A 12,294-nucleotide genomic window follows, 5' to 3' on the forward strand; every position below is an offset into this window, starting at 1 on the left:
GCCCCGCAGCACGCTCCTCTCAGCACGTCCCTCGCACCACGTGCTCCCCGCACCAGCAACGAATCGGAGAACCCCCATGCCCCGCAGGGTGATCGGCATCGTCATGAACGGCGTCACCGGCCGGATGGGCTACCGCCAGCACCTGGTCCGCTCCATCCTCGCCATCCGCGATCAGGGCGGCCTGCCGCTCGGCGACGGCGACACGCTGTGGCCCGAGCCGATCCTGGTCGGCCGCAGCGCCGACAAGCTCAAGGACCTCGCCGACCGGCACGGCCTCACCCACTGGACCACCTCGCTCGACGAGGCCCTCGCCCACCCGCTCGCCGAGATCTACTTCGACGCCCAGGTCACCCCCGCCAGGGAGACCGCGCTGCGCACGGCGATCGCCGCCGGCAAGCACATCTACACCGAGAAGCCCACCGCCGAGTCGCTGGAGGCCGCGCTCGACCTCGCCCGCCTCGCCCGCGACGCCGGGGTGTGCAACGGCGCCGTCCAGGACAAGCTCTTCCTCCCCGGCCTGCGCAAGCTCAAGCGGCTGGTGGACGGCGGGTTCTTCGGCCGGATCCTCTCCGTGCGCGGCGAGTTCGGCTACTGGGTCTTCGAGGGCGACTGGCAGCAGGCCCAGCGGCCGTCCTGGAACTACCGCGCCGAGGACGGCGGCGGCATGGTCCTCGACATGTTCCCGCACTGGCGCTACGTGCTGGACGGCATCATCGCCCCCGTCCGCTCCGTGTACGCGCACACCGCCATCCACATCCCCGAGCGGACCGACGAGCGCGGGCAGGTCTACCGGGCCACCGCCGACGACGCCGCGTACGGCGTCTTCGAGCTGGAGGGCGGCATCACCGCCCAGATCAACTCCTCCTGGGCGGTCCGGGTGGACCGCGACGAACTGGTGGAGTTCCAGGTCGACGGCACGGAGGGCAGCGCGGTCGCCGGGCTGCGCGAGTGCCGCTTCCAGCACCGCGCGGCGACCCCCAAGCCGGTCTGGAACCCGGACCTGCCGGCGACCGAGCCGTTCCGCGCGCAGTGGCAGCGGGTGCCGGACAACGAGGAGTTCGACAACGGATTCAAGGCGCAGTGGGAGCTCTTCCTGCGCCACGTGACCACCGGCTCCCCGTACCACTGGGACCTGCTGGAGGGTGCCAAGGGCGTGCAGCTCGCCGAACTCGGCCTGCGCTCCGCCCGCGAGGGACGCCGGATGGACGTCCCCGAGCTGTCCCTGTGACGGCCGCCGGCCGCATCCGGGCCGGCCACCGAGCACCCGGCCGCCGGGGAGACCCGAGCGCCCCGCAGCCGCCCGCCGACGAGACGAATGCGCTGACACCATGACCGAGATCCACCTGCCCGGCCACGGCCGGCTCCGGCTGCGCGAGCCCGCCGTCCTGCCCGCCCCGCCCGCCCCCGCCCGCTCGCGGACGGCCTTCGCCGCCGCCCACGTGGTCGCCGACCCGCTGGGCGACAACGCCCCCGGCGCACCCGCCGCCGTCGACTGGGACGCCACCCTCGCCTTCCGCCGACACCTGTGGTCGCTGGGCCTCGGCGTGGCCGACGCGATGGACACCGCCCAGCGCGGCATGGGCCTCGACTGGCCGGCCACCCGCGAGCTGATCACCCGCTCCGGGGCCGAGGCCCGCGCCTGCGGCGGCCTGCTGGCCTGCGGCGTCGGCACCGACCAGCTCGCTCCCGGCCCCCACCCGCTGGACGCCGTCCGCGCCGCCTACGAGGAGCAGCTGACCGTCGTCCAGGAGGCCGGCGCGCAGCCGATCCTGATGGCCAGCCGCGCCCTGGCCGCCGCCGCGCGCGGCCCGGAGGACTACCTGGAGGTCTACGGCAAGCTGATCGCCGCCTGCGAGCGGCCGGTGCTGCTGCACTGGCTCGGCGAGATGTTCGACCCGGCGCTGGCCGGCTACTGGGGCTCCGCCGACCCCGACCCGGCCGCCGCGACCGTGCTGGAGCTGATCGGCGCGCACGCCGACCGGATCGAGGGCATCAAGGTCTCCCTGCTGGACTCCGACCGGGAGATCGCCCTGCGCCGCGCGCTGCCGGCCGGCGTGCGGATGTACACGGGCGACGACTTCCACTACCCCGAGCTGATCCGCGGCGACGAACACGGCCACAGCCACGCCCTGCTGGGCGTCTTCGACCCGATCGCGGCCACCGCCGCGGCGGCGCTGCGGGCGCTCGACGAGGGCGACCTCGACCGCTACGAGGAGCTGTTCGCGCCGACCGTGCCGCTGGCCCGGCACCTGTTCGCCGCGCCGACCTTCCACTACAAGACCGGCGTGGTCTTCCTCGCCTGGCTGGCGGGCCACCAGGACCACTTCACCATGGTGGGCGGCGCGCAGAGCGGACGTTCGGTGCCCCACCTGGTGGAACTGTTCCGGCTCGCGGACGCCGCCGCCGTGCTCCCCGACCCGGATCTCGCGGCCGACCGGATGCGCCGGCTGCTCGCCGTCGCGGGGGTGGCGGCATGAGCGGCGCCGGCGCGGCGAACGGCCTCGCGAGGCTGTCGCTCAACCAGATCACCACCCGGGGCTGGAGCCTTCCGGAGGCCGTGCGGGGCTGCGTGGACGCCGGCATCCCGGCCATCGGGCTCTGGCGCGACAAGGTCGCCGAAACCGGCCTGGCCCGCTCCGCGAAGCTGTGCCGGGACGCCGGACTCGCCGTCAGCAGCCTCTGCCGGGGCGGCTTCCTCACCGCCGACGGCCCCGAGCGGCGCCGGGCCGCGCTCGCCGACAACCTCCAGGCCATCGAGGAGGCCGCCGAACTCGGCACCGACACCCTGGTCCTGGTCGTCGGCGGCCTGCCGGCCGGCAGCCGCGACCTGGTCGGCGCCCGCGCCGCCGTCGCCGACCTGCTCGCCGAACTCGCCACGCACGCGGGCGACTTCGGTGTGCGACTGGCGATCGAGCCACTGCACCCGATGTTCTGCGCCGACCGGGCGGTGGTCTCCACCCTGGCCCAGGCGCTCGACCTCGCCGCCCCGTACCCCGCCCGGCAGGTCGGCGTCGTCGTCGACAGCTACCACGTCTGGTGGGACCCGGCACTGCCCGAGCAGATCGCCCGCGCCGGTCGAGAGGGCCGGATCGCCTCCTACCAGGTGTGCGACTGGACCCTGCCGCTGCCCGCCGACGCCCTGCTCGGCCGGGGCCACGTCGGTGACGGGCACATCGACTTCCGCACCCTCACCGACCTGGTCACCGCCGCCGGGTACGAGGGCTGGATCGAGGTCGAGATCTTCAACCAGGAGATCTGGGACACCCCGGGCGAGCTGACGCTGCGCACCCTGATCGAGCGGCACCTGACGCACCTGGCCTCGCCGTGAGAGTCGTCGTCGCGCCCGACTCCTTCAAGGGCACCGTCACCGCCCGGGACGCCGCCCTGGCGCTGGCCGCCGGCTGGCACTCGGTGCGGCCGGACGACGAGCTGCTGCTCCGTCCGATGGCCGACGGCGGGGAGGGCACCCTCGACGCGCTCGCGGCCGCCCTCCCCGGCGCCGTCCCGTACCCGGTCCCCGACTGCACCGGCCCCGACGGGGGGCCGGTCACCGGCCGCTACGCGCTGCTGCCGGACGGCACCGCGCTGGTCGAACTCGCCGACACCGGCGGTCTGCCGCTGCTCGGCGGCGCCCTCGCCCCGCTCACCGCCGGCACCCGCGGCACGGGCGAGACCATCGCCGCCGCACTGGACGCCGGCGCGCGGCAGGTGACCGTCGCACTCGGCGGCTCCGCGTCCACCGACGGCGGCGCCGGGCTGCTGGCCGCCCTCGGCCTGCGGCTGCTGGACGACACCGGCGCCGACCTCCCGGACGGCGGCGGCGCCCTCACCCGGGCCGCCCGGCTCGACCGCACCGCCCTGCGCGCCGCCCCGCCCGGCGGCGTCCGGCTGCTGACCGACGTGACCAACCCGCTGCTCGGCCCCACCGGGGCGGCCGCCGTCTACGGGCCGCAGAAGGGTGCCGACCCGGCCCGGATCGCCGTCCTGGAGGCGGGGCTGCGCCGCTTCGCCGACCTGCTCGGGGGCGACCCGGCCCTCCCCGGCTCCGGCGCGGCCGGCGGCACCGCGTACGGCCTGGTGACCGCCTGGGGTGCGCAGGTGGTCCCCGGCGCGGCGGCGGTGGCCGAGCTGACCGGCCTCGACGAAGCCCTCACCGGGGCCGGCCTGGTGATCACCGGCGAGGGCCGCTTCGACCGCACCAGCCTGCTCGGCAAGGCGGTCGGCGAGGTCCTCGCCCGCGCGGAGCGGGCCGGCGTCCCCGCCCGGGTCGTCGCCGGGGAGGCCTCCGACCCCGGCGCGCTCACCCTCACCGGGCTGTCCGGGGACCCGGCCGACGCCCGCCACCGGGCGGCCCACTGGCTCACCGCCGCCGGCGCCCGACTGGCCCGCGCGGCGCCTCCTTTCACCGTCTGACGACGTGGAAGGCCTCCCGCGATCCGGACCACGCGGCCGAGAAGGCCCGCGCCGAGCACCTCCACCCGAGCACCTCCACCCGAGCGCCTCCACTCGATCGCCGACGGCGAGGTCATACCGAAGACGCTCACCGTCGTCCCGCCCGGCCCCCACCTCCCAGGAGGAGCTCCCCCCATGACCGCCGCGCCGAACCCCGCCCTGCTCTCCCGCCGCCGCCTGCTGCGACTCGCCGCCATCGGTACCACCGCCCTCACCCTCGGTGCCCTCCCCACCCCCGCCACGGCCGCGGCCGACGCCTACGACACCCTGCGTCTGCGCTGGCTCGACCTGCTCACCGGCACCGGCTTCGACCCGGCCACGGCCCCCTACGCCACCACCCTCGCCGCCCTCGGCGACCGGGCCCGCACCCAGCTCCAGGCCATGGCCCCGACCTCCACGTCCCTCTGGCCGGACCTCCCCCTGGGCACCGCCTCGGCGAACGTCACCGCCTCCCACACCCGCCTGCGCACCCTGGCCATGGCCTGGGCGCAGCCCGGCACCGGTCTGACCGGTGACCAGGCCCTGGCCACCGCGATCACCACCGGCCTGAACCACCTCAACACCACCACCGGCGCCTACACCCCCACGGCCACCGCCTACGGCAACTGGTGGGACTGGCAGATCGGCACCCCGCAGGCCCTCCTCGACACCTGCGTCCTGGCCCACGACCTCCTGCCGCCCACCCGGCTCTCCGCCCTGCTCGCCGCCGTGGACCGCCAGGTCCCCGACTCCCTGGTGTCGAGCTACACGGGCACCAGCACCGGCGGCAACCGGGTGGACCTGTGCCGCGTCCTGGCCCTGCGCGGAGTTCTGGGCCGCACCTCCGCCAAGCTCACCACCGCCACCACCGCGCTCTCCCCGGTCTTCCCGTACGTCCTGGCCGGCGACGGCCTGTACGCCGACGGCTCCTTCGTCCAGCACACCTGGGTGCCGTACACCGGCTCCTACGGGGAGGTGCTGCTCGGTGGCCTGAGCAGGCTCTTCGCCCTGCTGGCCGGTTCCGCCTGGCAGATCTCCGACCCGTCCCGGCAGAACGTCTTCGACGCCGTCACCGACGCCTACGCGCCCTTCCTCTACAACGGCCTGGTGATGGACGCCGTGAGCGGGCGGGCCGTCAGCCGGGGCCGTCAGAGCGGCGACCAGCTCCAGCTCCAGCAGGACGACCACGTCCGGGGCCACACCCTGATCGGCCACATCCTGCGCCTCGCCGACTCCGGCGCCGCCCCGGCCGCCCAGTCCGCCGCCTGGCGCTCCGCCGTGAAGGGCTGGCTCACCCGTGACCATTACCTGCCCTACCTCTCCAACGCCTACCTCGACGTCCCCGAGCTCGCCCGTGCCCAGGCCCTCCTGAACTCCGCCACCGCCGCCGCCCCCGAGCCGCTCGGCGCCCGGGTGTTCGCGATGGACCGCGCCGTGGTCCGCCGCTCCGGCTGGGCCGCCTCGCTCAGCCTCTGCTCCGCCCGCACCACCTTCTACGAGACCGGCAACGGCGAGCACCTGCGCGGCTGGCACACCAACAACGGCATGCTCTCCTGGTGGGGTGCCACCTTTGGCAACGGCCAGTACTCGGACGCCTTCTGGCCCACCGTGGACCCGTACCGCCTGCCCGGCACCACCGTTTCCGCCAAGCCGCTCGCCGACGCCGCCGGCGGCACCTGGGGCGCACCCCACCCGGACTCCACCTGGGCCGGCGGCGCCACCGACGGCACCTACGCCGCCGTCGGCCAGGACCTGCGCGGCCTCTCCTCCACCCTGACCGGACGCAAGTCCTGGTTCCTGCTGGACGATGCGGTGGTCTGCCTCGGCGCGGGCATCAGCTGCACCGACGGCACCCCGGTGGAGACCGTCGTCGACAACCGCAACCTCGGCCCCGCCGGCACCCACGCCCTCACCGTGGACGGCGCCGCCCAGCCCACCACCCTCGGCTGGTCCCAGCGCCTCGACGGCGCCCGCGCCGTCGCCGTCGCGGGTTTCGGCGGCTACGTCCTGCCCGCCGGCACCACCCTGCGGGCGAAGCGCGAGGCCCGCACCGGCAGTTGGCACGACATCAACACCGGCGGCTCCACCGAGCAGCTCACCCGCCGCTACCTCACCCTCTGGTTCGACCACGGCACCAACCCCACCGACGCCGGGTACGAGTACCAGGTGCTGCCCGGCGCGACCGCCGCGGCCACCGCGGCCCGGGCGGCCGCCCCCACCGTCACCACCCTCGCCAACTCCCGTACGGTCCAGGCGATATCCGACTCCGCCTCGGGTGTCACCGCCGCCAACTTCTTCGCCGCCGGCACGGCCGGGCCGCTCACCGCCTCCGCCCCCTGCTCGGTGCTGGTCCGCGACACCGACAGCACCCGCACCGTCACCGTCGCCGACCCCTCCCGCCGGGCCGCCACCGTCACGCTCACCCTCGCCGGCACGGGCCGCCCCACCGAGGCCGCCGAAGGCGTCAGTGTGCTCTCCACCGAGGGCGCGGTGACCCTCCTGGTGGAGCTCGGCGGCACCCAGGGCGCCGGCCGCACCATCACCCTCACCACCGCCTCCGGCGCCCCGGCGACCGCCACCGCGACCCTGCTCGACCCCACCCAGGACAGCTACGTCCGCGACGGCTCCTACGCCACCACCAACTACGGCACCGCCACCACCCTGACGGTCAAGAACACCAACACCACCGACAGCGGCTTCAGCCGGCGCGCCCTCCTCACCTTCGACACCACCGCCGTCCCCGGCACCGTCCGCCGCGCCGTGCTCTGGGTCCACGGCGCGGTCGCCGACTCCGGGGGCACCCTCGCCACCCTCCAGGCCTTCACCACCGCCCCCACCCCCTGGACCGAACCCGCCGTCACCTGGGCCAACGCCCCCGGCCTGGCCCAACCCCTCGGCACCGGCCGGATCTCCACCACACCCGACTGGATCCCCCTCGACGTCACCCCCGCCGTCACCCCGGGCAACCCCTCCCTCACTCTGGCCCTCTTCCAGCCCCTCGCCACCGTCGGCCTCGCCGTCAACCTCGACGCCCGCAGCCACACCACCTTCCACCCCGTCCTGGAGGTGATCACCTCCTGACCGGCCACCGCCGCACCATCGGGTCGCGGGACCGGACGCATCCATGGACGACGAGACGCCGCTGCGGGGCCGGGCCTACGGAACCGACCACGACGACCCCGTCCCCGGGCACGTGTACCGCGAGCGTGTCGGTGGTCCGCTCGACGGCCTCTCCTGGACGTCACCGCCTGGGACGCCGACCGGCTTGCCGGCGGCGCCGCGCTCGCCACCGAGATCGGTCGGTACGGCGCCGGCGGCCCCGGGGCCACACGACCGCGAGGTCAGCCGAGAACCCCGCCACTGGGTCCCACAGCGCGTCAGTTGGCATCGTGGCGGTGGTGAGATTGCCGGAGAAGTCAGTCGTCCGCGTCCGCGAAGGCCGGATCCCATGCGGTCGGGGCCCCGGAGGCCACGGTCCGCCTGGTGCCATTCGACCCTCGGGCATCCGCCCGACTGCTTCTTGACGCGCTGGACCACCGCCAGGCCGTCCAGATGGCGACTGAACTGCTCGAACTCCCGAAGCGCGAGGCCGAGTCCCAGGCCCGATGAACAATCGATCAGCGCGTGCGGCGTCCGGCACCAGCCGGGCGCCGCACGCGTTTCCAAGGTTCCACCCCACCGCCGGCAGATCACCAGCGGATAGCGCCACCCCCGCCGGGGCATAGCCAGAACCAGACCCACCAGGGGAAGGAGACCAGCAGGATGTCGCGGCCGTCGGTGGCTGGAGCCTGGGCGAGCCGGACGAATGCTGAGGGTCCCGTCGGGCGCGCGCGACCGACAGGTACGGATCGTCGCCGGGTGCCGTTCGTCAGCTGCGGCGACTCAGGAAGCCCCTGCCGGGTCTACGTGGCGACGACCGGCGAGGCCGAGGCCGGCGGCGTACCAGTCGACGTGGGTGGCGACGGCGGCGAAGACGCTGGGCCACGTCTCCTCCTGGAGGATTGCCCGGAGCAGCAATTCGCGGACATCGGCGAGGTAGGCGTCGAGGCGGTGGCCGGTGCGGGTGAGTACCGCGTCCGCCGGCCGGGACCTGGGCCGCCCGATCCTGGATTCCCCGCTGGTGCGCGGCGCGATGTGGCTGTGCTGGAGTGGCCACGACGGCACCCGTACCCTCCACCAGGGCGCCGACCCGGCCCGCGGCTGGACCGAGCGCGACGTCGACGGCCTGGACGGCTGGGTGGCCCTGGTCGACGGCCGGATCGTCCTTGCCACCCGCCCCGGCGGCCTGCCGGAGCCCGTCGTCCACGCCGAGGCCTGGCAGGCCGGCGCGACGCTGCACGCCGCCCTCGCCCAGCGCCCCGCCGACCAGGACGAAGAGGATGAGGGGGACGGGTACGAGGGCGACGACCAGGAGCACGGGCTGCTCGGCGGCATCCGCCACCGGGTCCGCGGCCGGGCCGCCGGGATGACCCCGGAGACCATCCAGCAGGCCCCGCGCCGGGCCCGGGACGACGAACGCGCCGCCGACCGGTACGCCGACGCCGGCCACGAGGCCGCCTACGCCACCGCGGACACCATCCGCGCCGAGTGGCAGCGCGTCCGCGACCACACCGCCGAAACCCGCGCCGAGCGCTACGACCCCGACCACGACACCGCCCTCCAACACGCGCTGCGCCGCGAGCGCCACCGGCGCGACATCGCCGACTGGGCCGCCGAGGCGGCCCTCCAGGCCCGCCAGAGGTCCGACGCTGCCACCGTTCCCTCGCCGGCGCCGCCGCCCAGCCCCTCTACACCGCACTCGAACGCGCCGGCCTCCACACCCTCACCGACGACGACCACCAGGCCGTCCGCGAACTCACCCGCCAAGTCGACCCCGCCACGCAGCGCCAGGTCATGACCTGGCTGGAGCGCACCCGCGCCGGCGCCCGCGCCCTGCACGGCACCGAGCAGGCCCCGCCCACCCGTCCGAAGGCGCGCCGCTTCGTGGCCGGTGCCGCTGTCCACAACCGGCCCCGGCCAGGGTGGCTGCCATGACGACGACGAAGACCACGGCGCCCTGCCAGGCCCATGCCGCCGACGACCGAGCCAACTGCCCGACGGCCGAGCTGCGCACCGTCCAGACACGACTCCTGGCGCTGCTGGAGCTGTACGCCGACGGCCCGCTGAGCTTCGACTACCTGTTCAGCCCGGACAAGGCCACCCGGCGGGCGATCCGCCTGCTCGCGGCCCTCCTGAGCGTGCCTCCCAGAGCCGTACGCCGCCACGCCCGCGGCTCCCGCTGGCCCGCCGACCGCAAGCTGCGCCAGGCGGTGAACCACCAGTCGGAGGAGGAGTTCTGTCCCGCGCGCCTGGCCGAGCGGGCAGCGAAGCAGGCCCGTGCGGAGGCGGCGGACGCCCGGCGCCGAGCCGCGGAGAGAAGTAGCTCAGCCACCCTTGCTAGGTGTGACCTGTTGGTGTTGTTGGGGATGGAATGGCCTTGGATGCTGGGTTGTCTGGACCTATTTGCGTGGGTGTGGATGTGTTGCCGGTCGGCGGCTTAGGCCGGGATTGACTACTTTGCGTGGTGGTCGAGGATGGCGGCCCGCCCTCCGGAGCTGGTTCCTGCCCGGTCCCTCGATAGGGATATGGTGGGGCGCTTTTATGTGGCTTCCTGTATCTTGATGATCTCTGGGTCTTGTTCCCTCCGGGGCGTCTGTTGATGGTTTGTACACTTCAGCTCTAGAGTGTCCGTTCGAGGCTGCGGCATCCCGTTGCGGCCTCGAATCTGAATGGAATTGAATATGCGAAACTTGCGTATTGGACATTTGAATCCGAGAGAAAGAAGGAATGAATATGAATTACTGGGATAAGGGTCGCGGTCTGGCTAATCTCGCGTGGCTTTGGATCCTTGTGGTGGGGCTGCCTTGGCTGTACACCGTCCTCGTCGGGCCACTCCTGGAGCCGCAGGCCCTGGCCGCCCTGGCGCTGTGCGGGTTGATCTTCATGTTGGGTGGCGGGGCGGCGCTGATGGTGTGGGCTCCTGTTGTGGTGGTGGTCTGGGGAGTCAAGGGCACGAAGAAATAGTTCTGCTGGGGGCTGTCCGCGAGCGGAGGTCCCACCTTGTATCGGATTGGGTCCGGGGCTGTTGCCCTGGGCCCGCTTTGGTTCTGTCGCGTTGCCTGTCGCGCCGGGGTGGTGTCGCGTGGTGTGACGTGGGCGGATGCCCCTGTCCCCCTGTGTGTGATCTGGGCGCGACAGGTGGGTGGGACAGGGTGCCGGGGTTGGGGGCTGCGGTTGCTGCTTGGTGGTGGCCGCCTCCGGGGTGTCGACGACCGCCAGGTGCCGGTAGTCCGGAGGCGCCGTCCGGGGCGGCGGGGCACGGCCGGGACGGCGGCCGTCGGGTAGGCCGGCCTTCCCGACGGCCTGGTCCTGGTGGTGGTGCTCGGCGGCGGGTGGCCCGGTGGCGGTGGGGGTGCAACGCGGTGTTGCGGTGGGGTGCAACACGGGGTCGTGTTGCGGGTCTGACCAGGTGTTATGTGGCCGGGAGTGGGGGCGAGTGGGCGTGCTGCGGTGGCGTGTTGCACCCCGCTGGTCCGTTCTGCCGACCTCGGCGATTCTCGCTGCCCGCCCGCCCGCCCGCGCGGCCCGGCGCCGTGCCCTGCAGCTGCGCCTGGTCGACGTCCTGGTCGGCCGTCAGGCCGTCCCGCTGCGCCCGGGTTGGCCGCGCCGTCCAGGCCCGTGCTACCTGGAGGCCCCGGTCCCCGGGTTGCCTGGCCACCTCCGGGTGTTCCCTGCCCGCGGCCCGTGTTGTTACCCAGGGCCACCGTCCTGGCCGCCCGTCCTGGTTCGGTGTTCGGTTTGGTGTCGCTGCTCCGGGAATTGCTCCGTTGACGCTGGGCGGGATTTCCTGGGCGGTCGGGAAGGGTGGTCGCCGTGTCGGCGTGGAGGGCCGTAGGCCCCTTTCGGGTGTGCCTGAATTCGATTTCTGTCGGCTGTGCCCCGAAAGGCTTTCCGATTTGCCGCCTGAAAGAGAATGGAAAGAAATTCGTATTCTTGCCGGAAGCGCGGCCGGATAGAGCCGGGATGGACGGTCGCCGCGAGGTTGCCCGTTTTCCTCCGGTACCCGTCGGGGAACTGGTTGGATAGAGTTGTGCGGAAGCCGGGGAAACGCTCCCGGATTCGCTGCGGATTCCGGCCCGGAGTCTGTGGTTGAGGGCCCGTCAGGGGCCGCTGTGCGGGGTGCCGGTGAGGGTCCGCCACCGGGGTCGGGGGAGGCCCGGGCCGGACCGGTGGCCCGAAGGCGCCTCCCGAGGGCCGCAGGCCCCGTCCCAAGGGCGGAGGACGGGCCGCCAGCCCAGCAACCACACGGTGAACCCGGCCCCGGGCACCCCATCGGCCGGGACCGGGGGAGGCCCCCGGGGGTGGGGTTGTGCCTGATACCCGAAGTCCGCGTCACATCGTCAACGCCGAGGGCCGCGGGTCCCGGCAGGCACCCCGCCTCCCCGGAGGGATGGGCCACTACCCGAATTCCGCGTCACATCGTCAACGCCCACCCCCGGGCGCAGCCCGGGAAACCCTGCCAGAAAACCGGCCCGTAGGGCCGTGAAAACACCGCACCAACAAGACGGAAAGCCGACCGGTTGACGGGCCGTAGGCCCGGGACAATGCCCCGACAAGGCGGAGCGCGGCGACGCCAGACGCCCACCACCAACCACCCGCACAACCCCACGTATTCGCCGCAGGCGAATACCCCCCACCACCCATCCACCCGCCGAGGCGCAGCCGAGGCCACACCACCCACGGTGACGGCGCAGCCGGCACCCCCGGCTGACGCCGCGTCAGCGGCGCCCTGGCCGCCAGGCCAGGGGTAAGGCCCTTTAGGGC

At 73.9% G+C, this 12,294-nt stretch carries 10 protein-coding genes; all 10 read left to right on the forward strand.

Annotated features, from left to right (window positions below; translation table 11 throughout):
- Window positions 1-76: 76 nt before the first annotated feature.
- The 10 genes from ACFCY1_RS25060 to ACFCY1_RS25105 all read left to right on the forward strand — a co-directional run bounded on the left by ACFCY1_RS25060 (window position 77) and on the right by ACFCY1_RS25105 (window position 10,494).
- Window positions 77-1,228 carry a Gfo/Idh/MocA family protein gene (locus tag ACFCY1_RS25060; RefSeq protein WP_049657187.1) on the forward strand — a complete coding sequence of 384 codons (1,152 nt, stop codon included), beginning with the start codon at window positions 77-79 and terminating at the stop codon, window positions 1,226-1,228.
- Between the two features lie 100 nt (window positions 1,229-1,328).
- Window positions 1,329-2,477, forward strand: coding sequence for a dihydrodipicolinate synthase family protein (locus tag ACFCY1_RS25065; RefSeq protein WP_074006085.1), 1,149 nt, complete (start codon window positions 1,329-1,331; stop codon window positions 2,475-2,477).
- Window positions 2,474-3,328, forward strand: coding sequence for a sugar phosphate isomerase/epimerase (locus ACFCY1_RS25070; RefSeq protein ID WP_049660487.1), 855 nt, complete (start codon window positions 2,474-2,476; stop codon window positions 3,326-3,328). Before ACFCY1_RS25065 ends, ACFCY1_RS25070 begins: the two co-directional genes overlap by 4 nt.
- On the forward strand, window positions 3,325-4,413 hold the full coding sequence (locus tag ACFCY1_RS25075) for a glycerate kinase (RefSeq protein ID WP_375876134.1): 1,089 nt from the start codon (window positions 3,325-3,327) through the stop codon (window positions 4,411-4,413). The genes ACFCY1_RS25070 and ACFCY1_RS25075 overlap by 4 nt, the downstream gene beginning before the upstream one ends.
- 174 nt (window positions 4,414-4,587) lie before the next feature.
- Window positions 4,588-7,512, forward strand: coding sequence for a polysaccharide lyase family 8 super-sandwich domain-containing protein (locus ACFCY1_RS25080; protein WP_375876135.1), 2,925 nt, complete (start codon window positions 4,588-4,590; stop codon window positions 7,510-7,512).
- A 402-nt stretch (window positions 7,513-7,914) separates the two neighbouring features.
- Window positions 7,915-8,040, forward strand: a complete 126-nt coding sequence (locus ACFCY1_RS25085) for a hypothetical protein (RefSeq protein ID WP_375876136.1) — start codon at window positions 7,915-7,917, stop codon at window positions 8,038-8,040.
- A gap of 454 nt (window positions 8,041-8,494) precedes the next feature.
- Window positions 8,495-9,328, forward strand: a complete 834-nt coding sequence (locus ACFCY1_RS25090; protein WP_375876137.1) for a hypothetical protein — start codon at window positions 8,495-8,497, stop codon at window positions 9,326-9,328.
- Window positions 9,325-9,465, forward strand: coding sequence for a hypothetical protein (locus tag ACFCY1_RS25095; protein ID WP_375876138.1), 141 nt, complete (start codon window positions 9,325-9,327; stop codon window positions 9,463-9,465). Before ACFCY1_RS25090 ends, ACFCY1_RS25095 begins: the two co-directional genes overlap by 4 nt.
- The gene (locus ACFCY1_RS25100; protein WP_375876139.1) at window positions 9,462-9,971 is read left to right on the forward strand and encodes a hypothetical protein; all 510 of its coding nucleotides are present in this window, start codon (window positions 9,462-9,464) and stop codon (window positions 9,969-9,971) included. Before ACFCY1_RS25095 ends, ACFCY1_RS25100 begins: the two co-directional genes overlap by 4 nt.
- 292 nt (window positions 9,972-10,263) lie before the next feature.
- Entirely contained in the window at window positions 10,264-10,494 is a 231-nt protein-coding gene (locus ACFCY1_RS25105; RefSeq protein WP_375876141.1) for a hypothetical protein, read from the forward strand.
- Window positions 10,495-12,294: the final 1,800 nt, after the last annotated feature.

This window comes from Kitasatospora sp. NPDC056273 (genome assembly GCF_042268845.1).
GTDB lineage: Bacteria > Actinomycetota > Actinomycetes > Streptomycetales > Streptomycetaceae > Kitasatospora.

Bases quoted from the DNA above. Each gene is read 5' to 3' on its own strand.
- ACFCY1_RS25060 (WP_049657187.1), top strand. From the start codon at position 77: ATGCCCCGCAGGGTGATCGGCATCGTCATGAACGGCGTCACCGGCCGG.
- ACFCY1_RS25065 (WP_074006085.1), top strand. From the start codon at position 1,329: ATGACCGAGATCCACCTGCCCGGCCACGGCCGGCTCCGGCTGCGCGAG.
- ACFCY1_RS25070 (WP_049660487.1), top strand. From the start codon at position 2,474: ATGAGCGGCGCCGGCGCGGCGAACGGCCTCGCGAGGCTGTCGCTCAAC.
- ACFCY1_RS25080 (WP_375876135.1), top strand. From the start codon at position 4,588: ATGACCGCCGCGCCGAACCCCGCCCTGCTCTCCCGCCGCCGCCTGCTG.
- ACFCY1_RS25095 (WP_375876138.1), top strand. From the start codon at position 9,325: ATGACCTGGCTGGAGCGCACCCGCGCCGGCGCCCGCGCCCTGCACGGC.
- ACFCY1_RS25100 (WP_375876139.1), top strand. From the start codon at position 9,462: ATGACGACGACGAAGACCACGGCGCCCTGCCAGGCCCATGCCGCCGAC.
- ACFCY1_RS25105 (WP_375876141.1), top strand. From the start codon at position 10,264: ATGAATTACTGGGATAAGGGTCGCGGTCTGGCTAATCTCGCGTGGCTT.